This window comes from Amycolatopsis sp. H20-H5, from assembly GCF_035828755.1.
In the GTDB taxonomy this organism is placed as follows: domain Bacteria; phylum Actinomycetota; class Actinomycetes; order Mycobacteriales; family Pseudonocardiaceae; genus Amycolatopsis.
Window position 1 is genome coordinate 1 of sequence record NZ_JAYMZS010000015.1, and the last position, 23,042, is coordinate 23,042.

Below are 23,042 nucleotides of genomic sequence, written 5' to 3' on the forward strand. Positions count from 1 at the left end.
GGCACTGCCGGGACACTCGGAGGCAGTAGTTGTTTTCGATCAGCGTGCCCGCCGACTCGGAGCCATTGTTGTAGGTCTGGAAGCAGTCGACGTGCGGATGGCGATTGCCGCTGGAGAACTCGTTGATGTCGTGGATGTAGTTGTAGCGGATGGTCTGGTGGCCCCAGAACCGCATGCCATCGGTGTCGTAGCTGCCGCCCAAGTCATTGTGCAGGTCGTAGATGTTGTTGCGTTCCACGACGGTTCCGGCGCCGTTCTCAATCTTCATGCCGATGCTCTCGATACCCGTGACGGTATTGCCGGAGATCAGGTCGTTGTTGCAGGATCCTTTGGCGCAGAGCACGCCGTAAATAAGGTTGGTGCCCGTGACCAGATTGTGCAGGACCTTGACGCTATCACCGGAAACCAGGATCCCGGACTCCGGACTGTTGGCGCTTCCGCCGACCACCGTGAAGCCATCTAGTGTACTTTGGTCGCCGCGGACCTCGGCACCCTTGATCTTCCCCACACCGGTGGACCGGACGGTGACCCCGCTCTTGGTCAGGCTGACCAGCTGGCTGCTGTAGTCGCCGGCGCGGACGCAGACCACTGCGCCGGAGTTGGCCGAGGAGATCGCGGAGTTGATCGAATTTCCGGAATCCACAAAGGTTGTGCAGTCTCCCGTTGCCGGGTTACCACCGCCATCGGTCCCGTAGGTGATCCCGGCGAAGGTGCTGACGGTGCCATCGGACGCACGTGCGTCGCCGGCCGCCAACGCACGTGCGATACCGGAACTGGTGTCGTTCCCGTCTGCGTGAGCTGATGCGGGGGACTGAACAATCGCGATCGCGATCAGCAGGGCCGCAGCGCCGGCATGGGTCTTGCTGAACGTCACAGTTCACTCTCTTCTGCGGGACGGGGTTTGATATCGAAGAGACTTTGATACGACGACCTGGAGCGGCTAGTGCTCATGCCAAATCACCTTTCGTTGTGTAGCTGTTGGTTTGGAGATCGATATTTGTCAGCGGGCCAGAAAGGCCAGACGTCGGGATGTTTCCGTGCAACCGATGTTGTGAGAACTGTCAAACAAGACGGAGGTGTATTCGTTGCGGATCTGGCCACCGAGGTTCGTAGGCCGTGCCTCCGCCAGGGACTTGCTTGGCGGCATCGGGAGTACGCCGTCCGGGACAGCGAACGTCCTTCCGCGATGCCGGGCAGCGTCGATCCGGGCCGCTAGCACCGTCTGCGCTGCCCTGCTCGGGCACGGAATGCGGCCGCACTGGGGCGAGACGATGTCGGTGCGCCATAGCGGACTCCTTCTCGCCGTTGAGAAAGGAAGGCGGCGAGGGTCTGATGATGGGGTCAACTCGGTGAGCATGTCAAGGATTCACGAGAAAGCGTCTGGTTCCGTCGGCCGACATGAGCCGGTCCCACACACAGTGTGGCAACTTCATGGGGCGGCACACCGTTCACTGAGCCCTCTTGCAGCTGTTCGGCCGCCCACGCGGACAGTGTCAGTTCGCCGTCGACAACCCTACGTTGGTCAGTTGTCAACCAGTTGGCCAGTCTGTAGGTTTGCCACATCGTCAATCGGGACGGCGTCGCCGCGAGTCGGCGTCTTCCGAGCAGGCCGGGGGGATCTGCTCTCTCACTCTTGATCCGGGATCGGTGTGCCGGCCGTGTACGCAAGCGGCTGCTCATAAGGAGAACACCTTGTTGAGAACTGTCCTGTCCCCGTCACACTCTTCTCTTGGCGCTCGTGCCACGCGCTTGCTTGGCGCCGTCGCGCTGATTATGTCGTTGATGGTCGGCACGACCGCGACCAGTTCCGCCGCCAACCCCCCTCATCCTGAACTCGACTACGCGGGCTCGACGATCGCTGCACACGAAGGTAATGGTCAATCGCCTTTCGGGGCCTACGCAGCGCCCGGCGGACTGCCCGGCGTTGACATCAGTAACCATCAAGGGGGCATCAACTGGGCGGCGGTCGCCGGGGGAAATCGCTTTGTGTACATGAAAGCCACTGAGGGAACAGGATACCGGGACCCCACCTTCAGTTCGAATTACACCGGCTCCTACAACGCAGGCATGATCCGCGGTGCGTATCACTTCGCGTTGCCGGACAACTCCAGTGGTGCGGTGCAAGCCCGGTATTTCGTCAGCAACGGTGGCGGCTGGTCGGCCGATGGCAAAACCTTGCCGCCGATGCTCGATATCGAGTACAACCCGTACGGCGCGACCTGCTATGGGCTCAATCAGGGCCAGATGTCCGGCTGGATAGCGGACTTCAGCAATGAGGTGCACCGCCTAACCAGTCGGTACCCCACCATCTACACCACCCGTGACTGGTGGAGCACCTGCACCGGCAACAATGGCGGCTTCGGTGCCGCGAATCCTCTGTTCATCGCGTGCTACTGCGGCACCGCGGGAACGCTCCCCAATGGCTGGGGCTTCTACACTTTTTGGCAGTACAGCAGTACTGGACGGACCGCGGGCATCAACGGCAACGTCGACCAGGACGTCTTCAATGGCCCGGCCGATCGACTGCGCGCACTCGCGTTAGGCTGACGTCAACTGCAACAGATGCATCTACTCAACAGCTTTTCGCGGTCGACAATAGAAGAAGTACACTTTTTCGAGGCAGGTCACGATGCACTAAGTGGACAATATCTGAGGTGCGGCGAGAATCTCAAGACAATGCCGCACCTCAGGTTCAATTTCGGCGGCAGTCGTGGAGGTCGTGCCGGACGCGAAACAGGCGATCCGGATGGTCAAGGGTAAGGAGGCCTATTCAGAACTCTCCGGTTGATCATGATAAACGTTCCCTTGACCTGCGTGTACGCGGTCTCGGGGTGAGGTTCTGAATAGGCCTCAAGGTGCGCCTGGTAGCGGTACGATCACGCCCTGCTGGTCAGACGCTGGGCAAAGTCGTGGAGGCTTCGTCGGGCCTGGTTGAAAGGCCTGCGGGTGCGTCATCGCCCATCCCCCGACGCCCTGTGCCAACTGGCCCACTGCGACGGCGTAACCGACCTCGCGGCCTGCGGGCCGGGGCACGACGGAACCTGCGGGAACATTTCTGCGCAGTACCGGATCCTCGTGCTCGCCGCGGAGTGCGGCACACCGTGATGTCAATCCTGCTCCTCGCCTCAGCGGCGGTCCTCACCGGTGCCCGGTCCTTCACCGATATCCGGCCCAGCACCGCAAGGACTTGTTGTGGGCGTCAGCGGCCCATTCGCCACCTTTCTGGTGCGTTAGCAAGCGTGTGCGGCTGGAACAAACGTGCGGTGGGTTTGTTCACCAGCCGCGTCGTTGCCATTGCTCAACGGAGGGCCGTTCGGTGGCGACAGTGGTGTCAGGGCCGTGACCGGGGTGGATGACGGTGTCTGAGGGCAGCGCGAGGAGTCGTCGGACGCTGGTCATGATCGCGGGGAAACTGGTCAGTGGCCACTGGGGACCGGTCAGACCTGGTCCGCCGGGAAACAGGGTATCCCCGGTGAACAGGTGGCTGCCCACGTGCAAGCTGATGCTGCCGGGACTGTGTCCCGGCGTGTGCAGCACTTGCACAGACAGGGAGCCGACGGTCACGATCTGCTGGTCGCTGACGGTGTCGTCGAAGTGCCCGTTCCACAGCACATCAGTGACCTGGGGTGCGAGTCGGTGGCCCGCAGCGAGGAGGTCGGCGGTTGCGGTGCCGGCGTCCCAGTGCCCGGTGCGCGCAAGTTCGGCCACCTCACCCTCCCACACCCGCACCTCGTCACGGTGGCCGAGAACGGGCGCATCACAAGCATCCCGAATGTGTGGTACGGCCAGGACGTGGTCGAAATGGGTGTGCGTGAGCAGGACGGCCACGACCTCGAGGTCCTTGGCGGCGGCCAGGATCGCTGGCGCGTCGTCTCCGGGGTCGAGCAGCAGGGCGTGGCGCTCCCCGGCGGCGTGCACGATCCAGCAGTTCGTCTGCAGCGGTCCGACGACGACCCGGCGGATGACGGGTTCAGCCGCCAGCGCGGTCACGCCGTCGCACGCAAGAGCAGGTTGTCGTAGACGTCGGGGTCCGCGCTGTCGACAACGGGAAATCCCGCGGCCCACGGCCCCTCCCAATGAACGGTGATGCCGGGATTGGTCACCGAGGTGCCACCGGGCAGGACGAAGGTCGGACTTCCGCCGACCTCCTCGGTTTGTGCTATCGCGTAGTCGGCCATGAGTTCGGCGCGGTGCGCGCCGTGGTCGATCCGGGCGGTCAGGTCGTCTACATCGAGGATCCCGTCGGCCTCGGCGACCTCGGTCGCGACGGCGAGGATGACCTGACGGTGGCTGATGCTGAGCGAATCAGTCCAGAACGCGCGCCGGAGCGCGAGGTCGAGGGCCTCCCCCGCCGCCAGGCTCTGTGCTTTGGCGGCCAGAACAGCTTCAGCGGCCAGCAGAACAGTGTGGGGATACAGGTCGTCGGACGCCGTCCAGACTCGGAAATGCGCGCCCGGTTCGATGTGCCCGAGTCCGACGGCTTCAGTGTCGGTACCCCGTCTGGGGTGGGGGCCGTTGAACAGTTCGAGCGGAAAGACGTGGTGGTCGAGCGGCACGTTCACACCGAGCCGTGTCCGCGCGGCTGTCAAGCGGCGCAGCGCCACGTAGGAGAACGGGCAGAGCAGGTCCGACCAGACCGCGATGGTGCCTGGCGCGACTTCGGGTAGAGAGGATGCAGAGGTCATCCGGGCTCCTGATGTTCGGTTCCCGCAGGATTGGTCGAGAAGTGCTGAGGGTGGAGCAGAATCGCGACACGACGCTCGGTAGCCATGGCCGCGTCATAAGCGTCGAGGTCTTCGTGGACACCACCCGCGGCATGGAAGATGTCGCGGAGCAGACCGGGAAGTGTGCGGGCGGGCAGTCCCGCAAGGTGATCGTCCGGTCCGGCAAGCTCGACCGGCCCGCTGACCGCGACCCACTCCCAACCGGCCCGAAACACCAGTGTGGCGCGTGGGGTATGGCGCAGGTTAGCCAGCTTGGCGGTCGCCCCGCGAGCCACCAGTGCGACGGTCTGCGCACCGGTGACCGGGTGTATGAGCACGCCCGCGTTGACGACGCTGACCGCGGGAGAACCGTCCCGACGCTGGGTCACCAGCACGGCCAGCCACCGCTCGGTGCTACCGAACTGGCGGACCAGCCGCAGCCCCTGCTCGAGCTCGGCGTCGGCTGGGGTTGTCATCAGAACGTCTTGCCCAGGTCACGAGCCGCGGTGTCGGCGAGCCGATGCTCGGCCTTGGCATCACCGGTGAGGGTCGGGTGGTAGCGGATCTCAGCGATGTCGGTGATCCCGGTCCAGCGCAGCCAGTCGTTGAAGTAGGTCGAGTGGAAGTCAGTGCCGAATTCCGATCCGAGGGCGGGGCCCCAGACCGCGCTGGTGTAGACAACGACTGCCTTCTTGCCGCGTCCGGCAAGCAGGTGCGTGTAGCCGGTGTGCGGGTCGACACCGAATACCGCGCCGGGTTGTGAGATCACGTCGATGAACTGCTTGAGGATGTAGGGCACGCCGGCGTTCCACATCGGCACGCTGAACAGCAGTCGGTCAGCGGCGTCGAGGCGGTTGAACGTGTCCAGCGCGGCCTGCCACGCGGCCGCCTGCTCGCCTGCCGGGGTCCCGCCGCCGAAGACCGTCATCTTGGCGGCTGCGGCGGTCGGTCCGAATTCGGGCACCGACCCGTCCCACAAGTCCCAGTGCTCGATCTCGACATCGGGATGCGTCTCACGGTAGGCGTCCAGGAACGCATCCGCGAGACGACGTGACTGCGAGGCATCGCCTCGCGGGCTCGCGGAAATATGCAACAGTTGGTCACGAAGGTCTCCTTCGGGAATCAGGCAATGTGTCGGCGGATCTTTCGTTTCGGCACTATTCGGACTACAGTCCACATCATGGATGGTCACCGTATCGGACTGGAGTCCGGATCGTCAAGCAGCACGACTGGCCACTCTCCACCACCGGCGGAGCCTCGCCGTTCCAACCTGACGCTGCCTCTGCTGGGCGGCGCCGTGCCGCGCGAGCGAGCTGATGCCGCACGCAACCGCGCCCGGATACTCGCCGTCGCACAGCGGCTGTTCACCGAACGCGGCGTCGCGAACGTCACGATGGACGACGTCGTCGCCGCCGCCGGAGTCGGCAAAGGCACGTTGTTCCGGCGATTCACCGACAAGCAAGGCCTCGCGTTCGCCCTCCTGGACCAAAGCGAACGCCACCTGCAGGGTTTGATGCTCAGCGGCCCGCCACCGTTAGGACCTGGAGCACCCCCCCGCCAACGACTGGCCGCGTTCGCTATCGCCTACCTGACCTATGTGGACGACCAGCTCGACCTCGTACTGATGAGTGAGACCAGCTCCCCCGGTGCCAGATTCCGCAGCGGCGCTTACACATTCTGGCGCCAGCACTGTCGCTACCTGCTGCGGCAGGTCGTGCCCGACCCCGAGCTCCGCGCCGACCTGCTGCTCGCCGCATTGTCCGCCGAGCAAGTCCGCTACTGGTTGCGTGATCAGCACTACCAGCGCGACCATCTGGCAGCGATGCTCACGGCCCTGGCCTGCGCATCCCCCTGAATCAAGCACAGACTCCGATGGTTCTTACCAAGAAATGACGAATAGGCCCATCCGACTTGCGCACGCAGTAACGCAATCAGTGACACTGGAAAGAATAGCGACCACCCGAGACGAACATATCGCCTCCCGGCGTTGGTACGGGCGAACCCGACGAACATCGCCTGCACTCGCGCCACCGTCAACGACCGCAACGGCACGCTCCCGAGGTACGGCTTGAGATAATCGTTTACCTGCTGGGTGTACAGCCGACGCGTATTGAAAATCAGGGTCTGCCGCGTCTCCAGCCAGATGTCCAACCACTGCGCCACCGACACGGCACTCCGCCCCGGAACCACGTCACCCCCCAGCAGATACGCCCGCGCCTGCTCCGCAGCCACACGAGACCGGAATCCACCACGACGCACCCGATGCCGCCGCCCGTCCCCGGCCACACGGCAGCTCCAGCGAGAAATACCAACTCCCGGGACCCCGCTCAGCCAACCGACGACACCTTTCGCTACCCGCTTCCTCTCGTGTCTTGCAGCCGCAGCGCTTGTACACCGCTGCACGCCTCCGTCACTACCTCCTTATCGATTACCTCAGCGTGCGCCTCCGTGTCCGCGACCAACACAAGCTGTCCGCGGGACAGCCTGGACGAATGGGCCGCGACCAGGGACGCAGCCGCAGAGTCAAGGTGACCGTCAAAAGCGATCGTCGACATCGAAACAGCACAGTGGCGGCGATGGTCGACGCAGCCCAGCAGTTCATGCCGGTCTGGCTCCCGTACGTCGACGGCGCCAAGCTCGTGCTCACGACACTGGGTTCTGTGCCCGTCGTGATCTTGCTGGCGTTGCGGCCAGCAAGGACGTACTTCCACTAGCCGACCACCGTCCACTTCAGACGGATGGTGCTCACGAACGTGGCCTGGCGGACCACCACCGACACTCCGCGACCGGCGAACCGCTCGCAGTAGCGGCTCAGCTGCGCGACGTCCACAGCAGCGGCGGCACCCCAAGCCCGGGGAAGCGTCTTGCGCCACCGCTATTCAGTGTTACTATGTACTGGTACTCAGCAGCACCAAGTAGTTGGAGGGTGGTCCATGGGCAAGCAGGTGACGGAGATGCTCAAGGGCACGTTGGAGGGCATCGTCCTGGCGATCCTGTCCAGCCGGTCCGCGTACGGCTACGAGATCACGGCATGGTTGCGCGATCGGGGTTTCTCGGACATCGCGGAGGGGACGGTCTACGCGCTGCTGGTCCGGATCGAACAGCGCGGCCTGGTCGACGTGGAAAAGGTCCCGTCGGAGAAAGGGCCGCCGCGCAAGGTGTACTCGCTCAATGCGACGGGCCGGGAGTACCTCGAAGAGTTCTGGAGGACGTGGAGCTTCCTCACAGAACGGCTCGAACAGCTCCGCGAAGGAGGGAAATAGCCATGGCACCCAAGTGGATCGAACTGGTCACCGGGTCTCTCGAACAGAAGAAACGCTACCGGCAGTACAAGGCCCGCTCGCGAGAGCTTCCCCCGAGTTATCGCGCGTCGATCGAAGCGCTGGAGCGGTACCTGATGTACTACGGGGCCATCACGAACGGGGACGCACTCGTGTCGATGCACGAGGACCTGCTCGACCTGTTCGAGCAGAGCGCGGCGGACAAGACCCCGATCCGCACCGTCGTCGGGGACGACCCAGTGGAGTTCATTGAGACGTTCGTCCGGAACTACTCCGAGGGCCAGTGGATCAACAAGGAGCGGGAACGGCTGATCAAGGCCATTGACCGCGTCGCGGGAGAGGGGTCGCTCTGATGACGACGCACGAGGTAATCCACGTGCAGGGCATGGAGAAGTCGTACAAGGATCTGCAGGTGCTGCGCGGCGTGGACTTCGACGTGGCACGGGGCAGCATCTTCGCGCTGCTCGGCTCGAACGGAGCGGGCAAGACCACGGTCGTGAGGATCCTGTCCACGCTGCTCAAGGCAGACGCGGGGACAGCGACCGTCAACGGCTTCGACGTCGCCAGGCAACCGGAGAAGGTGCGGGAGTCCTTCAGCCTCACGGGTCAGTTCGCGGCCGTCGACGAAATCCTCAGCGGCCGGGAGAACCTCGTGCTGGTCGCCAAGCTCCGGCACCTCAAGAACCCGGGCGCGATCGCCGACGATCTGCTCGCCCGTTTCTCGCTCACCGACGCGGGCGGGCGGAAGGCATCGACGTACTCGGGCGGTATGCGTCGCCGCCTGGACATCGCGATGAGCCTCATCGGGAATCCGCCCGTCATCTTCCTTGACGAGCCGACATCCGGGCTCGACCCCCAGGCGCGCATCGAGGTGTGGCAGGCCGTCAAGGACCTCGCCGACCACGGGACGACGGTGCTGCTCACGACGCAGTACCTCGACGAGGCAGAACAGCTCGCCGACCGGATCGCGATCCTCCACAAGGGAAGGATCATCGTGAACGGCACCCTCGCCGAACTCAAGCGGCTGCTCCCGCCCGCCAAGGTCGAATACGTCGAGAAACAGCCTTCCCTCGAAGAAATCTTCCTCTCCCTCGTCGGCGACGACGGCCAGGAAGGTGCCGAGGCGGCACGGACGAGTGAGGAACAACGATGACCACGCACACCTTCGGCGACACCGCCGTCCTGTTAGGACGGTCACTGCGCCACATCACGCGCAGCCTCGACACCATCATCACGACCGCGATCATGCCGATCGCCTTCATGCTGCTGTTCGTCTACGTGTTCGGCGGCGCGATCAACACGGGTGCGGGGACGGATTCATATGTGAACTACCTGCTGCCAGGGATACTGCTGATCACGATCGCCTCGGGTATCTCCTACACCGCGTTCCGGCTTTTCATGGACATGAAGAGCGGCATCTTCGAGCGCTTCCAGTCGATGCCGATCGCGCGGTCGTCCGTGCTGTGGGCGCACGTGCTGACCTCGCTGGTCGCCAACCTGATCTCGCTCGTGGTCGTCGTGCTCGTCGCGCTGCTCATGGGCTTCCGCTCGGGAGCGGGGGTGCTGCCGTGGCTCGCGGTCGCCGGCATCCTGATCCTGTTCACCCTGGCGCTGACCTGGATCGCCGTGATCCCCGGTCTCACCGCCAAGACGATCGACGGCGCGAGCGCGTTCGCCTACCCGCTCATCTTCCTGCCGTTCCTCAGTTCGGCGTTCGTGCCGACCGGCACCATGCCCGGCCCGGTGCGCGCCTTCGCCGAGCACCAACCGGTGACGTCCATCGTCAACGCCATCCGCAACCTGCTGGCTGAGCAGCCGGTCGGTACCGACATCTGGATCGCGCTCGCCTGGTGCGTCGGCATCCTCATCGCCGCCTACGTCTTCGCGATGGTCATCTACCGCCGCAAGATCAGCTGATCCTAGTCGTCACCGAGGCCGGCGTGTTCGAGGTCGAGGATCCGCTGGATCCGGCGCCGGGTGGCGTCGGTGATCGCGTCGGACTCGAACAGCCTGGTCAGCTCGGCCGCTTCCACATCCAGGATTTCGCGCCGCAACGCGGGATAGCCGCTGTAGCGGGACACCTCGGTCTCCTCGACGTCGTCGTCGAGGCGGATCCGGTCGATCCTGGCCTGCCAGCTGCTGCGGAGCTGGTCCACCACGAACCCGGGCGCCGACTCCGTCTCCGCGATGTGCTCGAGGTGGCTCAGCCCGGCCTCCGCGATGGCGAGCCGGGCCCGGCTCTGCTCGTGGCGGATGTCGGCCGGGTCGAGCGCGATCCCGGCGCGGCGGACCAGCGGTGCGAGCGTGAAACCCTGTACCACCAACGTGATCACGATGACCGCGGTGGTCAGCAGCAGGACGAGGTCACGGGAAGGCAGCGCCGAGCCGTCCAGCGCCGCCACCGGCAGCGACAGCGCCGCGGCCAACGGCACCACGCCGCGGGCACCGGCCCAGGAAACCACCGCGGGCACCTGCCACGACGGCCGTTCCCCGCCCCGGCGCTGCCGCAGCGCTGAGAGGACGAACACCAAGAGCAGCCGGACCAGCATCAGCGTCGCCGCGATCGCCACCGCCTGCAACAGCCACCACGCGCCCGTCCCCGCCAGCCGCCGCACCAGCGCGGGCAGCTGCAGCCCGATCAAGCCGAAGACGACGCTCTCCAGCAGGAACACGACCGTCTCGTAGACCGCACCGACCTGCAGCCGGATCCGCGCCGTGGTCAGCCGCTCGGCCTGGGTCCCGAGCAGCACGCTGGCGATCACCACCGCGGTCACCCCCGAGCCGCCGAACGACTCCGCGAGCACGTACCCCGCGTACGGCGTGACCAGCGCGACCACGGTCTCCAGCACCGGATCCTCGGTACGCCGCCGGATCAGGAACGCTCCGGCCGCGGTCAGCACGCCGATCACGAGACCACCCCCGGCGAGCACGGCGAACTCCGAGAGCGTCTTTCCCCATGACGCCGCACCACCAGCGACCGCCATGAACAATGCGACCCGGAACAGCAGCAGGCTGGTCGCGTCGTTGAACAGGCTCTCGGCCTGGATCAGCGCCTGTACCCTCGGCGGCAGCGCGAGCCGCCGGGCCAGCGCGGTGACCGCGACCGGGTCGGTGCTGGCGAGCATCGCGCCGAGCACGAACGCCATCCCGACCGGCATCGGCGTCACGGCGACAACGATCCCGACGACCGCGGCGGCGGACAGCAGCACGAGCCCGACCGAGAGCGCGGCGACCGGCCGCGCGACAGCGCGCAGGTCCCGCCACGGCAACTCCTCCCCCGCCGCGAACAACAGCGGCGGGAGCACGATCAGGCTGATGATGTCCGGGGTGACCTGAATGGCCGGAACGCCCGGCAGCAGACCGACGACGATCCCCGCGACCACGAGCAGCGAGGGCGCGGGCACCCGCAGCCGGTTGGCGAAGGTGGCCACCACGGTCGCGACGACGACCAGGAACAGTACCGTTTCGACCCCGCGCATGACCGGTCCCTCCGTCGTCCATTGAGGATGCCGACCAGACTTCCCGGCGCGCCGGGCCCAAGCCTACGTCAAGAACGCGTCAGCGACCCGAGGTGTCAAAGCACGAACCGGTAGCCGCTGCCCGGCTCGGTGAGCAGGTGCCGCGGCCGGACCGTCATCAATGCGCCCTGGATCGGTCCCGGCGGTAGGCCGTTGAAGATGATGGACGCCCTGAGCGTCACCCTGGTCCGGTAGGCAACCTTGTCGCTGGTGTTGCGCAGCACCGCACCCATACTCACCAAACCTGATGCAGAGACCCCTTTCTCCGCGACTTCGATCTCCCCGCCGCCCGGCGCGGCCTTCGCGGATTCCGGTCGTTCCTGAACCGAATTCGGGATGTCACACGGCCCCGCCACCGGCTCGTCGCAACGAACCGACAGCACCACCGTGGTGATTCCGGCAGCGGCGACCACTGCCACAATGATCGCCACCAGCAGCAACCTGCGTTTCGTCTTCATCGCCGCCTCAGTTTCGACAAGTTAGCCACGATGCCACGGCGCGAACGATCCGGTACGTGAGAGTGAGTGACCGGAGGGAGGAGCCGAGCACTCGTGTCGCCCGCCCGGACGGTGTGTCAGACCATGGCGAGCCGGTCCACCAGCAGCTCCACCCTCCGCTCGTCGTCCCCGGGCGGCAGCCGTCCCGCCCTGGTCAGGGTGACCAGCCCGTGCAGGGCCGCCCAGAACACCTCGGTGAACAGTCCCGGGTGGACGCCGTCTCCGGCGACCTCGCCGAGGGTTTCCAGCAGTGCCGCGAAGGCGTCCTTCAGCGGCTCTGGGGTGTCCTCGTTCGCGAACGCCAGACCGCCGTCGAGCTGGAACATGGCGTCGTAAACCGCCGGGTTGCGCTCGGCGAAGTCGAGGTAGGCGCGGGCGAGGGCCGTGACCCGGGCGCGCGGGCCGTCCGCGGCGGAGGCCACGGCCCGCAACGCCGCGGCCATCTCGGCGGCACCCTCAAGGGCGACGGCGCCGATGATCTCGCGCTTGCCACGGAAATGGCTGTAGAGGACGGGCTGGCTGTATTCGATGCGCTCGGCGAGCAGGCGGGTGGTGACCGCGTCCCAGCCCTGTCGCTCGGCGAGTTCGCGGGCCGTCGCCACGATGAGGCGCTCACGGTCCGCCCGTTCGCGCTGCTTACGCTCCTGTACCGACATGGATAGATCCTAGCATCGCTAGACAATCTATCGGCGGTCGTACTAGTGTTGCCTTATCAGCTAGCAACACTAGATTTTAGGAGGGTCATCGTGCTCACCGCACTCGAGGTCTTCACCACCGTGGTCGTCGGCCTGCTGGTCGGGGTGGAGTTCTCCGTCGCCTTCGTCCTCAACCCGATCTTCAACGGACTCCCCGAGGACAGCGCCCAGCTCGGCCGCGCCCACGGGGGCCGGATGCTCGGCGCCCTCATGCCGTTCTGGTACATCGGCTCGCTCGTCCTGAGCGCGGTCTGGGCCATCGCCGGCTGGCATCACCCCGGCGCCGGGCTCGTCGTCATCGCCGCCGCGCTGCTGATCGTGAGCGTGCTCATGTCGATCCTGCTACTCGTCCCGATCAACAACCGGAGCAAGACGTGGACCGTCGAAAACCGGCCCGAGGACTGGAAGGAGCAGATGAACCGCTGGGACCGCTTCCACTACGTCCGCGTCGCCGTCATCGTCGCGGCCTTCGCCCTGCTGGCCACCGCCCTCGCCTGAGCCCGCGGGCCGAGACCGCGCAGGCAGTCTTGCCCGACACTCAGCGCTCTGGGAAGGCAACGGAAGAACGCCAGCTCAATCAAAATCCACACGCCGACGTAGCCGCGGACCGTTTGTGCCTGAAGCGACTGGTCGCCCGGCCCGGCGGGATCCCGCTCAAGCGAAACGGGGACGCGGTCCACCACGACCGTGTCCCCACCGCCTCCGCTACGCCGTCACCGCGAAGTTGAGGCTCAGCGTCGGGAGGCGAGATCGTCCAGGACTTTGCGCTTGTAAAGCTTCATTGCGTCCGTACCGGTGTGGCCCGCCTCGTCGAACACGATGAGTTCAGCGTCGGGCCAGGCTTGGGTCAGCTCCCAGGAGGTTTCGATCGGGGAACCGAGATCGAGACGGCCGTGCAGCAGCACTCCAGGAATACCTGCCAGCTTTTTGGCATCGCGCAACAGCGCGCCCTCCTCGAGAAACACGGAATTCCCGAAGTAGTGCGCGCAGATGCGTGCCCGACCGAGCATTGCCTCCACTGGACGGTCGCTGTACGAACCGGGGGTGCCGTTCAAGTCGAGGGAGATGGTGGCGTCCTCCCAGGCGTGCCAGTCACGCGCCCATTTCGCCTCGAAAGAGGCACTGGTCTTCGAGCAGGACGATGACTTCGAGGAACGCCTCACGCTGGCGGTCACCGGCCGGGCGCCGCACGAGTCGCTCATCCCCGCCTTGCGCCGCGAGATCCAGGCGCTGGTGCGGCATTGCGCGGCGGAGGGCGCCGCCCCGATCTGGCGCATGATCGACGAATCACCCGCCCTGCGGGAGTACGAGGAGTCGATGAGGCTGCGCCACGCGGAGTCGCTGGCAACGGCCCTCGCCGCCGATCCCGGCCTGTCACAGACCACAACGGCCTGCCGGACGATCGCGAGATTCGTGATCGACGCCTATTCGCTGGCCCGCGAGGCGGCCGATCCGGCGGCCGCGGTGGACGAGATCTTCCGGATGATCGAGGCTGCCTGGGAGGTCGCCAGCCCGTCCCGACGTGCGTGAGGAAACGTTCGTCCAGATAGGACAGAGGCCGGTCGGACCGTTGTGAGCCGCCGGACAGGCTCGCGTAGCCGTCGCCGAAATCGTTGAGGCGTAGCCAATTCAGCGGGCGATGCGAGCCGCGAGTGTCACCTGGCCGGGGCCGGTCAGCTCGTCCACCGCCACTCGTCGTCCGGCGATGGCCATCAGGAGCGATTCGCCGGGCCCGCGGACCTCGGGCCCGGATCCGGTGGACCAGCCGAGGTCGGTGGCGACCAGCCGTAGACCTCGGGCGCGCCAGAACGCCCGGATCGGCGGAGCGACCAAGGCTGCCTTCAACGCACGTCGCAGCCGCTCGGCGGGCACGTCGCGGGGCAGGCCGAGCGGCCGGCGGATGTCCTGCTGATGGATGAGGCCGTCGACGAGCGCGATCATCCCGCCGAAACCGGCGGTCAAACCGCGGGGTTCGAGGTGGTCGCCCAGCAACTCCAGTAGCTCAGCGGGACTGCGGGTGTTGTACTCGCTGACGCCGACATCGTTGACGCGGTCCGGGATGAACCGGCCCTTGACGAAACGAGCGGCGAGCCCGCGTTTGCCGAGCTCCTCGTAACTGACGACATGGGCGACCACGTCACGCACCCGCCACCGCGAGCACAACGTCGGCGCGTCCCACTGCTCCGGCGGCAAAGTCGTCAGCAACGCCAGGAAGTCGGCGCGCTCTTCGCGGGCCATCGCCATCATGGTCATGACGCCAGGTCCGTTGTGGTGTCGAGAACGGTCGCGGCGGAGGTCACCTCGGTCAGCATGCCTCAACGGTAAGCCAGGTTCTCCGCTTCGCGCCGGGTGAGCACCAAGGGGGCGTCCTCGGTGATGGCCACCGTGTGCTCGGAGTGGGCCGTGCGCGAGCCGTCCGCCGACCGGATGGTCCAGCCGTCGGCGTCGTAGACGATCTGGTCGGTCGTACGGGCGAACCACGGTTCGAGCGCGAGCGTCAGCCCCGGCCGGAGCTTCAGGCCGCGGCCCGCCCGGCCCATGTTGGGGACGTGGAGATCCTCGTGCATGGTGCGGCCGATGCCGTGGCCACCGAATTCGTTGTTGACCGGATAGCCGTGGTCGCGGGCCACCGCCCAGATCGCCGCCGAAATGTCGCCAAGGCGGTTGCCGGGACGTGCCACTTTGATCGCCGCCTCCAGCGCTTCCTCGGTGGCGCGGATGATCCGCAGGTCCTCCTCGGCAGCGGTCCCGACGACGACCGTGCGCGCCGAGTCGGCCACCCAGCCGTCGATGCCGACCGCGAGGTCCGCGCTGAGCACGTCCCCGTCGCGCAGGATGTAGTCGTGGGGCAGGCCGTGCAGGACGGCGTCGTTGACCGAGAGGCAGATGACGTTGCGGAACGGGCCTTTGCCGAAGGACGGGGCGTAGTCCCAGTAGCACGACTCCGCCCCGCGGCGTTTGATCATGCCGCGCACGTGCTGCTCCAGGTCCAGGAGGTTGACGCCCACGTCGGCGAGCCTGCCGACCTCGGTGAGCACCTCGGCGACAAAACGCCCGGCCACCTGCATGCGCTCGATCTCCGCGGGCGTCTTCAGTTCAATCACGAATACCTCACATCGCTGGGCGTTGGTATAGTTATACCGGAACCCTAGCATCAACCGGTATAACTATACCAAGCTCAGTGTGCGTACAGCCCTGCTGCCACGCCCTCAGCTCCACTGGTAACGAGTTTGGGACGCCTCATCACCGGTGGCGAACGCGAACGCCTTGTCCGGCTGGACCCGGTAGAGCTGAACATTCCCGGTCCGAACGGCGTCGCCCAGTTGATGCCAGGTTCCGTCCTCTCGGGTGAGCTGCCAGCCGTAGGCCTGTTCGAACGCGGCCGCCACGGCTTCCCTGGCAGGCTGGTCGGTGACCAGGCTCGCGGTGCCCTCGATGACGTAGTCCATGCCGGTCAGGGTGCCGGTTCCGGTGGTCAGCGCGCAGTGCCGGTTGGCGCCGAGATTCTTGGCTTTCTGCTCGTTTTCCCCGGTGGTGAACCACATCGCGCCGAGCGCCCAGATCGCCAGCAACGGGGTCACGTGGGGGCGCCCGTCCCGGCGCACCGTGCACAGCTGGAATTTCTGGATCCGGCGCAGGGCCCATTCCGTCGCCTCCCACGGCGTCGGGCGGGCGCCCGGCGAGGAGAACGAACCGAGGCTGGTCCGCGGCGGGGTCGGGTCGGCTGCCGGCTGAGTGGACATGATTTCTCCTTGTGTCGTCGCGAATTCCGCCTCGGCGCAGCCGCTGGGAAGGATCAGCTGGTCCCGTCGAGATAGCTGGCCAGGATCGTGGCGACCGACAGCACGGTGTCGAAGTTCGGGACGAGCCTGTTTTTCGTCAGCGCGAAGGCGACACCCCGCGCGGGGTCCGCGTAGGCGTAGCTTCCACCCCCGCCCGGCCACCCGAACGCCACGGAGTTCTCCCCGGCAGGGGCGCCGATCCTGCCGATCGGGAAGCCCAGCGCCATTCGCACCGGACTGCCGAAAACCTGATCCACCCCCGCGAACGCGAGCGCGGACAGTTCCCGCAATCGCGCGGGGTCCACGAACTTGCCTTGCAGCACGGCGTTGTACAGCGCGGCAAGGCCGTGCGCGGTGGCGATACACACCGACGGTATGTCGGCGCGCAGGATCTCGCCGTCGTTGCCGAAATCGGCACTCGGCTGGGCTTCCCACGGCGCGAGGATCGCATCGCCGTTTTCCGGGGCGGCAGGCCATTGCCGCGCCCGCTGCTCCAGGCGCGCCAACCCCGGCAGTGCCTCGTTCGGAGCGGCGAAGTAAAGCTGCCCCTTGATGCCTAGTGGCTCAGTGATCCACTCCCGCAGCAGCTCGCACGGGGGCCGCCCAGTCGCGCGGCGAGCCAGCTCGCCGACGAGATAGCCGAAGGTGTAGGAGTGGTAGCCCATGGCGGCACCCGGGCGCCAGCGCGGCTCGGCGGCGGCCAGCGCTTCACACACCCTGGACCAGTCGGGAAGCTCGGCCGGGGTGACCTCGCGCGGCATGGCAGGCAGGCCGACCGTGTGCGTCAGCACGTGCCGCAGGGTGGCCGTGGCCTTGCCGTGCACACCGAACTCGGGCCAGAGGTCCGTGACCGGGGCGGCGTAGTCGAGGAAACCACGCGCGACGAGCAGATGCGCGAGCGTGGCCGTCACGTTCTTGCCGGTGGAGAAACTGAAGATCGGCGTGCCGGAGGTGACCGGTCGCCCGGTGGCCGGGTCGGCCAGCCCGGCCACCGCGTCGACGATCAGTTCGCCATCGTGATAGACGGCGACCTGCAGACCGGTCTCCGCGCCGGTGCCGACCAGAGTGTCGATATGGCGCTGAATCTGTTCCTGTATGCCACTCATCGCCACCTCGTCACTTTCCCTGCCGAGCGGATGCGTGGTTCACCTGACGTCGTCGATCTCGTGCATGATCTGCAGCACCCATTCCGGTGGTGCGGCCGGGATCGCGGTGTCAGTCATCTGCTGGCTCCGTTCCTACAGTATCGACTGATCGCGTTGACTCATCCTGGTTCAGGCGTTCGAACCGGTCGCGGTTCGCCGGAACTCGCTGGGGTTGGTGCCCCGGACCCGCTTGAACGCCGCGCTGAACCCGAACGGGTCGGCATACCCCACGGCGCGGGCGATGTCCGCGACGGTTGCCGTCCGCCGCTCGATCAGCAGGTCCGCCGCGAGCGTCATGCGCCAGCGGGTGAGGTAGGCCAGCGGCGGTTCGCCGACCAGGTCGGCGAACCGTTTGGCCAGCGTCGACCGCGACACCCCGGTCCGGTCCGCCAGCGAAGCGACCGTCCACGGCGCCGCCGGTTCGGCGTGCAGCAGGCGCAACGCGGCACCGGCCACCGGGTCACGCTGGGCGGCCCACCAGGCAGGCGGCTCGCCGCCGGGCCGGTCGAACCACTCGCGCAGCGTGCACACCAGCATCCAGTCCAGCAGCCGGTCCAGCACCACCTGCTGGCCCGGCGTGTCGACGGCGACCTCGGCGGCGAGGTGGTCCAGCACGGCGTCGGCCGTGCCCCCTTCGGCCGCGCGCAGCACGACGGGAAGCGCGTCCAGCAGCCGTCGGCTGATCTCGCCGCGCACCGGGTAGGCGCCGACGATCAGGGTCGTCGCGCCGCCGCCCTGGCCTGCTGGCTCACTCCAGCCGAGCCGGTGCCGGGTGCCGCCCTGCTCGGGCGTCGCGCAGAACTCGCCGCACCCGATCGGTTCGGCCGGGGTGCCGACCTCGTCGACGAAGGTGAACGTCGCGGGGCCGCGCACGACGATCGTCTCGCGGGCGCGGAGCGGCTCGGGCGGACCGTGCTCCGGCACGATCCAGCCCGCCCCGGTGAGGACGGTGCACAGGGTCAGCGGCGCGCCGTCGACGAAGTGCAGCGCCCAGGGCGGGGACAGGGTCGAGCTGCCGAACAACGAGCCGTGGGCTCGCACCCCGCGGATCAGATCACTGAACGCGTCCACCTCAGCAAGGCTAGACGAATACACAGGTGATCCGGCCTCTCGCCGATGGATTTGTCCAAGTCCGCCCCGTTCAATCGATGTCATGAACACCGACGCCAGTTCGCTGACCACCCAGGACCTCGAGTTCCTCCGGCGCCCGCTGCACGGGTTCCTGTCCGTGGCCGGGGGCCCGCACCCGCCACAGCCCCGGCCGGTGTGGTTCGAGGCCACCGCCGAGGGCACGATCGAACTGTTCACGGACCCCGACGCGCTCAAAGTGCGGCGCCTGCGCCTCGACCCCCGCGCCTCGATCGTCGTCGCCGCCCCCGTGGGTGAACGCGAACGCTGGCTGTCGGTCGCCGGTCACACCACGGTGGAACCGGGCGGGGCACACGACCTGGCCGCCCGCCTCGCCGCTCGCTACTGGGACCTCAGCGACCCGGCCCGCGCCGCCGACCTCGCCGGGATACTGGCCGCGGACCAGGTTCGCCTCGTCATCCACCCGGAGGCCGTGACTCGCTACCGGTATTGACCCCATGGCTCGAGGGTCCGATGGTCCGAAAAGGACTCATCGTGACCGGAATCCCGTTCGGCCACGGTGGGCAACGCCTTCGCGGCCGGTTTCTTCACCTGCGGTGCCCGGCCGTGCACGGTCCCACTCGTCGCGACCTTCGCTCGGCGCCGCACTCGCGATGCTGGCGATGGGCCGGTTCGTCCTTCGCGGGCCGGTTACCGTGGCCGCCACCCCCGCCGCGATCACCGTCTCCTAGCGACCTCGAACCGCAACTTGACCTGGAGCGCGCTCCAGGTCATAAAGTGCGGGAATGACCACGACATTGATCACCGGAGCGAACAAGGGTCTCGGCTTCGAGACCGCCCGACGACTCGTCGCCGCGGGCCACACCGTCTACGTCGGCAGCCGGAACGCCCAGCGAGGCAAGGAGGCGGCCGAGCAGCTGGGCGCGCGGACAGTCCAGCTCGACACCACCGACGACGCGTCCGTGGCGGCCGCCGTGCGGGCCATCGAGGCCGACGGCGGCCTGGACGTCCTGATCAACAACGCCGGGATCGCCGAGTGGCGGAACGAGGACAGCACCGTGATCGGGGCGGCGGACCTGACGGCCGAGATGATGCGGCAGACGTTCGAGACGAACGTTTTCGGCACTGTGCGCGTCACCCACGCGTTTCTTCCGCTGCTGCAGCGGTCCACCGCCCCGGTCGTGGTCAACGTCAGCAGCGGCCTGGCCTCGCTGAGCAAGGTCAGCACCCCGGACGACCATGCCTACGCCTACCCGGGCGTCGCCTATCCGGCGTCGAAGACCGCGGTCAACATGCTCACCGTGCAGTACGCGAAGGCGTTCCCGGCCATGCGGATCAACGCCGTGGAGCCCGGCTTCACCAAGACCGACCTGAACGGCAACAGCGGCACCCAGACCGTCGAGCAGGGCGCCGAAATCATCGTGCGCATGGCGCAGGTGAGCCCCGACGGCCCCACCGGGAGCTTCGTCGACGCTGAAGGCACGCTGCCCTGGTAAGTACTGGCGTGCTCACAGGCACGGCGGCCGGTAGCCGTCGACGCGCAGGCCGCGGAAGTCGAGCCGGTTCGGGGTCTTGCCGACGAAGACCAGGCCGCGTGCCTCGCGCAACGCCGAAGCGAAGGAGTACGGCGGCGTGCCCAGTTCGGGCAGTGCCGTCCACTTGGCGGGCGAGAAGCTGAAGAATCTCTTCACGAGTTTCCCGCCCGTGGACGGCACAAGCGTGAGCCACTTGTCGCCGCCGCTCCAATGCGAGGCCGGACGCAACTGGACGTAGAGGTCGTCAGTCGCGCTGTAGGTCAGCCAGAATCCGGCCGACGCGGAAAGATCGGCCTGCGCCTCGAACTGGTTGCCGAGCCACACGACGATCACGTGCCACTCGGCGTTGAGGAAGGTCACCTTGGCCGCGTACCGGCCGCCCGCGCGGACGAGCAGGCTGCCGGTCGGCGGCACCGTGGCGCCCTCACCGCTGGCAAGCCACTGCTGCAGCCGATCGATCGACGGGTTCGCGCACTCGCAGCTCCGCCAAGGCGGCAGGCCGGAGGCGGCCACCGCCGACGCGTTCGCGGTGGAACCGATCAGGGAGAACACCACCACGGCAACGACCGCCGCGAGCGTCCTCACAAAGGCGAACCTGGCAAGACAGTGCGTCGACCCTACGCGCATGCCAGCGAAGCTAGCACACGTCAACGACGGTTTTCCACGATCCGAGGCCTGCCCGCCAGCCGACGCGCGCGTGTGTCGCGCGTCACGGAATGCCCGTCGATCTTCGGCGCTACACAGAGGAGGAAACCGTTCGTACCCCAGGGAGTGACATGTCCACCACCAGCACGCCGGAAGCAGCGGCCACCGCTCTGCCGATGCCCGAGCTCGACGACTTCGACTTCCCGCTCACCGACGGTGCCGCCTGCCGCATCGAAGACCCCGACTGCGAAGCCTGCCAGTGAGCTGAGCTTCAGCGGGACCGCACCGGTTGGGTGGGTGCGGTACTCCCAGGAGAGCGGGCACCTGTCGCCGTCCTCTTCGCTGCGGAAGTCTCGATGGAGACCCGCCAGACGAAGAGAAACGGCAACAGCATGTCCAAGAACACCGACCAGAAGATCGTGCTCGTCACCGGTGCCAGCAGTGGCATCGGCGAAGGGACGGCCGTCCGGCTCGCCGCCGAAGGCCATCACGTCGTGCTGGGTGCCCGCCGGGCCGATCGGCTCGACGTCGTCGCCGAGAAGATCAGGGCGGCGGGCGGCACCGCCGACGTCCGCCCACTCGACGTGACCGACCGCGACGACATGGCCGCCTTCGTGGACACCGCGGCCCGGCAGCACGGCCGGGTGGACGTGCTGGTGGCCAACGCGGGCGTCATGCCGCTGTCACGGCTCGACTCGCTCCTCGTCGACGAGTGGGACCGCATGATCGACGTCAACGTCCGGGGGCTGCTGCACGGCATCGCCGCCGTGCTGCCGCACTTCACCCGGCAGCGCAGCGGGCACGTCATCACGGTCGCCTCGGTCGGGGCGTACCAGGTCTCGTCGACGGCCGCGGTCTACTGCGGCACCAAGTACGCCGCCAGGGCGATCACGGAGGGCCTCCGGCTCGAGTCCGACCCCGGCATCCGGGTCACCACGGTCTCGCCGGGAGTCGTCGAGTCCGAACTCGCCGAGTCGATCACCGATCCCGGCGCCCAGGACCTGATGCGTACCTACCGCGCGAACCCGATCTCGCCGGATGCCATCGGCGGGGCGATCGCCTACGCTATCGCCCAGCCCTCGGATGTCGACGTCAACGAGATCGTCATCCGCCCCACCCGGCAGCGCTGAAAGCGCTCGCTCAAGCCGAAGGGACGCGGTCGCCGACCATGGCTCCGACACCACTGGGGGACTACCTCCGCAGCAGGCGAGCCGACGTCCGTCCCGCGGACGTCGGCCTGCCGGTGGGCCGGTCACGTCGTGTGGCGGGCCTGCGGCGCGAGGAGGTCGCCCTGCTTGCCGAAGTCAGCGTCGACTACTACGTCCGCCTCGAACAGGGCCGGGAACGTCATCCCTCCGCACAGGTCCTCGACGCCCTCGCCGCCGCGCTGCGGCTCGACGACGACGGCAGGCTGCACCTGTTCCGGCTGGCCGGTCTCGCGCCGAAACCGACGAGTGACCGGCCCGAGCACGTCGACCCCGACCTGCGACGGCTGCTCGACGGCTGGCCGGACACCCCGGCGCTGGTGCTGAGCCGGGTGTACGACGTGCTGGCCCGCAACCGGCTCGGCGAGGCGTTGTTCGCGCCTTTCACGCACTCGGACAACCTGCTGCTCAACATGTTCCTCGACCCGGCCGCGCGGGCTTTCTACCAGAACTGGCAGCACGCCGCGGTCAACACGGTCGCCGGTTTCCGCCTGGCCGCGGGCGAGGTCCCGGACGACCCGCGGGTGCGGGCCGTGATCTCCGAGGCGGATGCGAGCAGTTCGTCGTTCCGGGAACTGTGGGCCCGCAACGAGGCCCGGGGGAAAAGCGCCGAGGTCAAGACCTTCGTCCACCCGGAGGTCGGTCCGATCACCCTCCGGATGCAGACGTTCGACGTACGTTCAGCACCCGGCCAGCAGCTGATCGTCTACCACGCCGAGCCCGGATCCCGGAGCGCGCACGCGTTGACGCTTCTGCAGGCCACGATAACCCCGGCTCTCCTTGGTAAAACTCAACCGGTGATTCGTCCCTTCGCGACCTCGGCGACGGCAGTCGATGACGATACGCCTCAGCTGACTCGAAACAGGACTGGGTCATATTCGATCTGATGGATCGACAGTGTCTCCGCGAAGAAACCGCTGGCGAATCCCGCCGAAGTCGTACGCTGG

The 23,042-nt window shown here is 67.1% G+C and carries 31 protein-coding genes and 1 pseudogene; 16 read left to right on the plus strand and 16 right to left on the minus strand.

Annotation, left to right across the window (positions count from 1 at the left end; genetic code table 11):
* Positions 1–874: pseudogene (locus QMK34_RS11360) on the minus strand (hypothetical protein); the annotation flags it as partial.
* 908 nt (positions 875–1,782) lie between these two features.
* Between QMK34_RS11360 and QMK34_RS11365 the strand changes: the two are divergent.
* Positions 1,783–2,547 (plus strand): lysozyme, encoded by a 765-nt coding sequence (locus tag QMK34_RS11365; RefSeq protein WP_326413712.1) that lies wholly within the window; start codon positions 1,783–1,785, stop codon positions 2,545–2,547.
* 428 nt (positions 2,548–2,975) lie between these two features.
* Positions 2,976–3,356 carry a transposase family protein gene (locus tag QMK34_RS47790; protein ID WP_442785139.1) on the plus strand — a complete coding sequence of 127 codons (381 nt, stop codon included), beginning with the start codon at positions 2,976–2,978 and terminating at the stop codon, positions 3,354–3,356.
* Here QMK34_RS47790 and QMK34_RS11370 read toward each other — a convergent pair.
* The 4 genes from QMK34_RS11370 to QMK34_RS11385 are packed head-to-tail and all read right to left on the minus strand — an operon-like array spanning position 3,274 to position 5,895.
* Positions 3,274–3,990 (minus strand): MBL fold metallo-hydrolase, encoded by a 717-nt coding sequence (locus tag QMK34_RS11370; protein ID WP_326413713.1) that lies wholly within the window; start codon positions 3,988–3,990, stop codon positions 3,274–3,276. The two genes, QMK34_RS47790 and QMK34_RS11370, sit on opposite strands and share 83 nt — an antisense overlap.
* The gene (locus QMK34_RS11375; RefSeq protein ID WP_326413714.1) at positions 3,987–4,685 is read right to left on the minus strand and encodes a DsbA family oxidoreductase; all 699 of its coding nucleotides are present in this window, start codon (positions 4,683–4,685) and stop codon (positions 3,987–3,989) included. The genes QMK34_RS11370 and QMK34_RS11375 overlap by 4 nt, the downstream gene beginning before the upstream one ends.
* Entirely contained in the window at positions 4,682–5,179 is a 498-nt protein-coding gene (locus QMK34_RS11380; RefSeq protein WP_326413715.1) for a pyridoxamine 5'-phosphate oxidase family protein, read from the minus strand. The genes QMK34_RS11375 and QMK34_RS11380 overlap by 4 nt, the downstream gene beginning before the upstream one ends.
* Positions 5,179–5,895: an FMN-dependent NADH-azoreductase gene (locus tag QMK34_RS11385; RefSeq protein ID WP_326413716.1), complete on the minus strand. Its 717-nt coding sequence runs from the start codon at positions 5,893–5,895 to the stop codon at positions 5,179–5,181. The genes QMK34_RS11380 and QMK34_RS11385 overlap by 1 nt, the downstream gene beginning before the upstream one ends.
* Between QMK34_RS11385 and QMK34_RS11390 the strand changes: the two genes are divergently transcribed.
* On the plus strand, positions 5,884–6,558 hold the full coding sequence (locus tag QMK34_RS11390; RefSeq protein ID WP_326413717.1) for a TetR/AcrR family transcriptional regulator: 675 nt from the start codon (positions 5,884–5,886) through the stop codon (positions 6,556–6,558). The genes QMK34_RS11385 and QMK34_RS11390 overlap by 12 nt on opposite strands.
* On the opposite strand, the gene QMK34_RS47795 is transcribed toward QMK34_RS11390, so the two are convergent.
* On the minus strand, positions 6,501–7,106 hold the full coding sequence (locus QMK34_RS47795; RefSeq protein ID WP_442785134.1) for a hypothetical protein: 606 nt from the start codon (positions 7,104–7,106) through the stop codon (positions 6,501–6,503). The genes QMK34_RS11390 and QMK34_RS47795 overlap by 58 nt on opposite strands.
* Before the next feature lie 173 nt (positions 7,107–7,279).
* Between QMK34_RS47795 and QMK34_RS11395 the strand changes: the two genes are divergently transcribed.
* The 5 genes from QMK34_RS11395 to QMK34_RS11415 all read left to right on the plus strand — a co-directional run bounded on the left by QMK34_RS11395 (position 7,280) and on the right by QMK34_RS11415 (position 9,901).
* A complete protein-coding gene (locus tag QMK34_RS11395; protein WP_326413718.1) occupies positions 7,280–7,417 on the plus strand; it encodes a hypothetical protein in 138 nt (45 codons plus the stop codon).
* 219 nt (positions 7,418–7,636) lie between these two features.
* Positions 7,637–7,966: a PadR family transcriptional regulator gene (locus tag QMK34_RS11400; RefSeq protein WP_326413719.1), complete on the plus strand. Its 330-nt coding sequence runs from the start codon at positions 7,637–7,639 to the stop codon at positions 7,964–7,966.
* A 2-nt stretch (positions 7,967–7,968) separates the two neighbouring features.
* Positions 7,969–8,337 carry a DUF1048 domain-containing protein gene (locus QMK34_RS11405; RefSeq protein WP_326413720.1) on the plus strand — a complete coding sequence of 123 codons (369 nt, stop codon included), beginning with the start codon at positions 7,969–7,971 and terminating at the stop codon, positions 8,335–8,337.
* Positions 8,337–9,137: an ABC transporter ATP-binding protein gene (locus tag QMK34_RS11410; protein ID WP_326413721.1), complete on the plus strand. Its 801-nt coding sequence runs from the start codon at positions 8,337–8,339 to the stop codon at positions 9,135–9,137. The genes QMK34_RS11405 and QMK34_RS11410 overlap by 1 nt, the downstream gene beginning before the upstream one ends.
* Positions 9,134–9,901 carry an ABC transporter permease gene (locus tag QMK34_RS11415; RefSeq protein WP_326413722.1) on the plus strand — a complete coding sequence of 256 codons (768 nt, stop codon included), beginning with the start codon at positions 9,134–9,136 and terminating at the stop codon, positions 9,899–9,901. The genes QMK34_RS11410 and QMK34_RS11415 overlap by 4 nt, the downstream gene beginning before the upstream one ends.
* Before the next feature lie 2 nt (positions 9,902–9,903).
* Here QMK34_RS11415 and QMK34_RS11420 read toward each other — a convergent pair whose 3' ends face one another.
* The 3 genes from QMK34_RS11420 to QMK34_RS11430 form a co-directional block, all read right to left on the minus strand.
* Complete coding sequence (locus QMK34_RS11420) at positions 9,904–11,463, minus strand: Na+/H+ antiporter (RefSeq protein ID WP_326413723.1); 1,560 nt, start codon at positions 11,461–11,463, stop codon at positions 9,904–9,906.
* A gap of 95 nt (positions 11,464–11,558) precedes the next feature.
* Positions 11,559–11,960 (minus strand): hypothetical protein, encoded by a 402-nt coding sequence (locus QMK34_RS11425; protein ID WP_326413724.1) that lies wholly within the window; start codon positions 11,958–11,960, stop codon positions 11,559–11,561.
* Positions 11,961–12,076: 116 nt separating this feature from the next.
* Positions 12,077–12,655 carry a TetR/AcrR family transcriptional regulator gene (locus QMK34_RS11430; RefSeq protein WP_326413726.1) on the minus strand — a complete coding sequence of 193 codons (579 nt, stop codon included), beginning with the start codon at positions 12,653–12,655 and terminating at the stop codon, positions 12,077–12,079.
* 90 nt (positions 12,656–12,745) lie between these two features.
* Here QMK34_RS11430 and QMK34_RS11435 point away from each other — a divergent pair, with 90 nt between their 5' ends.
* Positions 12,746–13,192 carry a DUF1772 domain-containing protein gene (locus QMK34_RS11435; protein ID WP_326413727.1) on the plus strand — a complete coding sequence of 149 codons (447 nt, stop codon included), beginning with the start codon at positions 12,746–12,748 and terminating at the stop codon, positions 13,190–13,192.
* 233 nt (positions 13,193–13,425) lie between these two features.
* Here QMK34_RS11435 and QMK34_RS11440 read toward each other — a convergent pair whose 3' ends face one another.
* The gene (locus QMK34_RS11440) at positions 13,426–13,749 is read right to left on the minus strand and encodes a hypothetical protein (RefSeq protein ID WP_326413728.1); all 324 of its coding nucleotides are present in this window, start codon (positions 13,747–13,749) and stop codon (positions 13,426–13,428) included.
* Positions 13,750–13,759: 10 nt separating this feature from the next.
* On the opposite strand from QMK34_RS11440, the gene QMK34_RS11445 reads away from it, so the two are divergent.
* A complete protein-coding gene (locus tag QMK34_RS11445; RefSeq protein WP_326413854.1) occupies positions 13,760–14,224 on the plus strand; it encodes a TetR/AcrR family transcriptional regulator in 465 nt (154 codons plus the stop codon).
* A 99-nt stretch (positions 14,225–14,323) separates the two neighbouring features.
* Here the strand turns inward: QMK34_RS11445 and QMK34_RS11450 are convergent, their stop codons facing one another.
* The 5 genes from QMK34_RS11450 to QMK34_RS11470 all read right to left on the minus strand — a co-directional run bounded on the left by QMK34_RS11450 (position 14,324) and on the right by QMK34_RS11470 (position 18,692).
* Complete coding sequence (locus QMK34_RS11450; RefSeq protein ID WP_326413729.1) at positions 14,324–14,947, minus strand: maleylpyruvate isomerase family mycothiol-dependent enzyme; 624 nt, start codon at positions 14,945–14,947, stop codon at positions 14,324–14,326.
* Between the two features lie 62 nt (positions 14,948–15,009).
* A complete protein-coding gene (map, locus tag QMK34_RS11455) occupies positions 15,010–15,798 on the minus strand; it encodes a type I methionyl aminopeptidase (RefSeq protein ID WP_326413730.1) in 789 nt (262 codons plus the stop codon).
* A 105-nt stretch (positions 15,799–15,903) separates the two neighbouring features.
* Complete coding sequence (locus QMK34_RS11460) at positions 15,904–16,437, minus strand: pyridoxamine 5'-phosphate oxidase family protein (RefSeq protein ID WP_326413731.1); 534 nt, start codon at positions 16,435–16,437, stop codon at positions 15,904–15,906.
* A 53-nt stretch (positions 16,438–16,490) separates the two neighbouring features.
* On the minus strand, positions 16,491–17,582 hold the full coding sequence (locus QMK34_RS11465) for a serine hydrolase domain-containing protein (protein WP_326413732.1): 1,092 nt from the start codon (positions 17,580–17,582) through the stop codon (positions 16,491–16,493).
* A 168-nt stretch (positions 17,583–17,750) separates the two neighbouring features.
* On the minus strand, positions 17,751–18,692 hold the full coding sequence (locus tag QMK34_RS11470) for an AraC family transcriptional regulator (protein ID WP_326413733.1): 942 nt from the start codon (positions 18,690–18,692) through the stop codon (positions 17,751–17,753).
* An 82-nt stretch (positions 18,693–18,774) separates the two neighbouring features.
* Here QMK34_RS11470 and QMK34_RS11475 point away from each other — a divergent pair, with 82 nt between their 5' ends.
* The 3 genes from QMK34_RS11475 to QMK34_RS11485 all read left to right on the plus strand — a co-directional run bounded on the left by QMK34_RS11475 (position 18,775) and on the right by QMK34_RS11485 (position 20,206).
* The gene (locus tag QMK34_RS11475; protein WP_326413734.1) at positions 18,775–19,203 is read left to right on the plus strand and encodes a pyridoxamine 5'-phosphate oxidase family protein; all 429 of its coding nucleotides are present in this window, start codon (positions 18,775–18,777) and stop codon (positions 19,201–19,203) included.
* A 103-nt stretch (positions 19,204–19,306) separates the two neighbouring features.
* Positions 19,307–19,441: a hypothetical protein gene (locus tag QMK34_RS11480; RefSeq protein ID WP_326413735.1), complete on the plus strand. Its 135-nt coding sequence runs from the start codon at positions 19,307–19,309 to the stop codon at positions 19,439–19,441.
* A 54-nt stretch (positions 19,442–19,495) separates the two neighbouring features.
* Positions 19,496–20,206 (plus strand): SDR family oxidoreductase, encoded by a 711-nt coding sequence (locus QMK34_RS11485; protein ID WP_326413736.1) that lies wholly within the window; start codon positions 19,496–19,498, stop codon positions 20,204–20,206.
* A gap of 12 nt (positions 20,207–20,218) precedes the next feature.
* On the opposite strand, the gene QMK34_RS11490 is transcribed toward QMK34_RS11485, so the two are convergent.
* On the minus strand, positions 20,219–20,872 hold the full coding sequence (locus QMK34_RS11490) for a hypothetical protein (RefSeq protein WP_326413737.1): 654 nt from the start codon (positions 20,870–20,872) through the stop codon (positions 20,219–20,221).
* A 149-nt stretch (positions 20,873–21,021) separates the two neighbouring features.
* Here QMK34_RS11490 and QMK34_RS11495 point away from each other — a divergent pair, with 149 nt between their 5' ends.
* The 3 genes from QMK34_RS11495 to QMK34_RS11505 all read left to right on the plus strand — a co-directional run bounded on the left by QMK34_RS11495 (position 21,022) and on the right by QMK34_RS11505 (position 22,982).
* Positions 21,022–21,153, plus strand: coding sequence for a hypothetical protein (locus QMK34_RS11495; RefSeq protein WP_326413738.1), 132 nt, complete (start codon positions 21,022–21,024; stop codon positions 21,151–21,153).
* A gap of 93 nt (positions 21,154–21,246) precedes the next feature.
* Positions 21,247–22,020, plus strand: a complete 774-nt coding sequence (locus QMK34_RS11500) for an SDR family oxidoreductase (protein WP_326413739.1) — start codon at positions 21,247–21,249, stop codon at positions 22,018–22,020.
* Between the two features lie 38 nt (positions 22,021–22,058).
* A complete protein-coding gene (locus QMK34_RS11505; protein ID WP_326413740.1) occupies positions 22,059–22,982 on the plus strand; it encodes a helix-turn-helix transcriptional regulator in 924 nt (307 codons plus the stop codon).
* Positions 22,983–23,042: the final 60 nt, after the last annotated feature.

What these genes read in the sequence shown, in the direction of transcription:
- QMK34_RS11365 (WP_326413712.1), top strand. Translation starts at nt 1,783, where the DNA reads ATGGTCGGCACGACCGCGACCAGTTCCGCCGCCAACCCCCCTCATCCT.
- QMK34_RS11375 (WP_326413714.1), bottom strand. Translation starts at nt 4,685, where the DNA reads ATGACCTCTGCATCCTCTCTACCCGAAGTCGCGCCAGGCACCATCGCG.
- QMK34_RS11380 (WP_326413715.1), bottom strand. Translation starts at nt 5,179, where the DNA reads ATGACAACCCCAGCCGACGCCGAGCTCGAGCAGGGGCTGCGGCTGGTC.
- QMK34_RS11390 (WP_326413717.1), top strand. Translation starts at nt 5,884, where the DNA reads ATGGATGGTCACCGTATCGGACTGGAGTCCGGATCGTCAAGCAGCACG.
- QMK34_RS11395 (WP_326413718.1), top strand. Translation starts at nt 7,280, where the DNA reads ATGGTCGACGCAGCCCAGCAGTTCATGCCGGTCTGGCTCCCGTACGTC.
- QMK34_RS11400 (WP_326413719.1), top strand. Translation starts at nt 7,637, where the DNA reads ATGGGCAAGCAGGTGACGGAGATGCTCAAGGGCACGTTGGAGGGCATC.
- QMK34_RS11405 (WP_326413720.1), top strand. Translation starts at nt 7,969, where the DNA reads ATGGCACCCAAGTGGATCGAACTGGTCACCGGGTCTCTCGAACAGAAG.
- QMK34_RS11410 (WP_326413721.1), top strand. Translation starts at nt 8,337, where the DNA reads ATGACGACGCACGAGGTAATCCACGTGCAGGGCATGGAGAAGTCGTAC.
- QMK34_RS11415 (WP_326413722.1), top strand. Translation starts at nt 9,134, where the DNA reads ATGACCACGCACACCTTCGGCGACACCGCCGTCCTGTTAGGACGGTCA.
- QMK34_RS11420 (WP_326413723.1), bottom strand. Translation starts at nt 11,463, where the DNA reads ATGCGCGGGGTCGAAACGGTACTGTTCCTGGTCGTCGTCGCGACCGTG.
- QMK34_RS11425 (WP_326413724.1), bottom strand. Translation starts at nt 11,960, where the DNA reads ATGAAGACGAAACGCAGGTTGCTGCTGGTGGCGATCATTGTGGCAGTG.
- QMK34_RS11430 (WP_326413726.1), bottom strand. Translation starts at nt 12,655, where the DNA reads ATGTCGGTACAGGAGCGTAAGCAGCGCGAACGGGCGGACCGTGAGCGC.
- QMK34_RS11445 (WP_326413854.1), top strand. Translation starts at nt 13,760, where the DNA reads ATGGTGGCGTCCTCCCAGGCGTGCCAGTCACGCGCCCATTTCGCCTCG.
- QMK34_RS11450 (WP_326413729.1), bottom strand. Translation starts at nt 14,947, where the DNA reads ATGACCATGATGGCGATGGCCCGCGAAGAGCGCGCCGACTTCCTGGCG.
- QMK34_RS11460 (WP_326413731.1), bottom strand. Translation starts at nt 16,437, where the DNA reads ATGTCCACTCAGCCGGCAGCCGACCCGACCCCGCCGCGGACCAGCCTC.
- QMK34_RS11465 (WP_326413732.1), bottom strand. Translation starts at nt 17,582, where the DNA reads ATGAGTGGCATACAGGAACAGATTCAGCGCCATATCGACACTCTGGTC.
- QMK34_RS11475 (WP_326413734.1), top strand. Translation starts at nt 18,775, where the DNA reads ATGAACACCGACGCCAGTTCGCTGACCACCCAGGACCTCGAGTTCCTC.
- QMK34_RS11485 (WP_326413736.1), top strand. Translation starts at nt 19,496, where the DNA reads ATGACCACGACATTGATCACCGGAGCGAACAAGGGTCTCGGCTTCGAG.
- QMK34_RS11490 (WP_326413737.1), bottom strand. Translation starts at nt 20,872, where the DNA reads ATGCGCGTAGGGTCGACGCACTGTCTTGCCAGGTTCGCCTTTGTGAGG.
- QMK34_RS11495 (WP_326413738.1), top strand. Translation starts at nt 21,022, where the DNA reads ATGTCCACCACCAGCACGCCGGAAGCAGCGGCCACCGCTCTGCCGATG.
- QMK34_RS11500 (WP_326413739.1), top strand. Translation starts at nt 21,247, where the DNA reads ATGGAGACCCGCCAGACGAAGAGAAACGGCAACAGCATGTCCAAGAAC.
- QMK34_RS11505 (WP_326413740.1), top strand. Translation starts at nt 22,059, where the DNA reads ATGGCTCCGACACCACTGGGGGACTACCTCCGCAGCAGGCGAGCCGAC.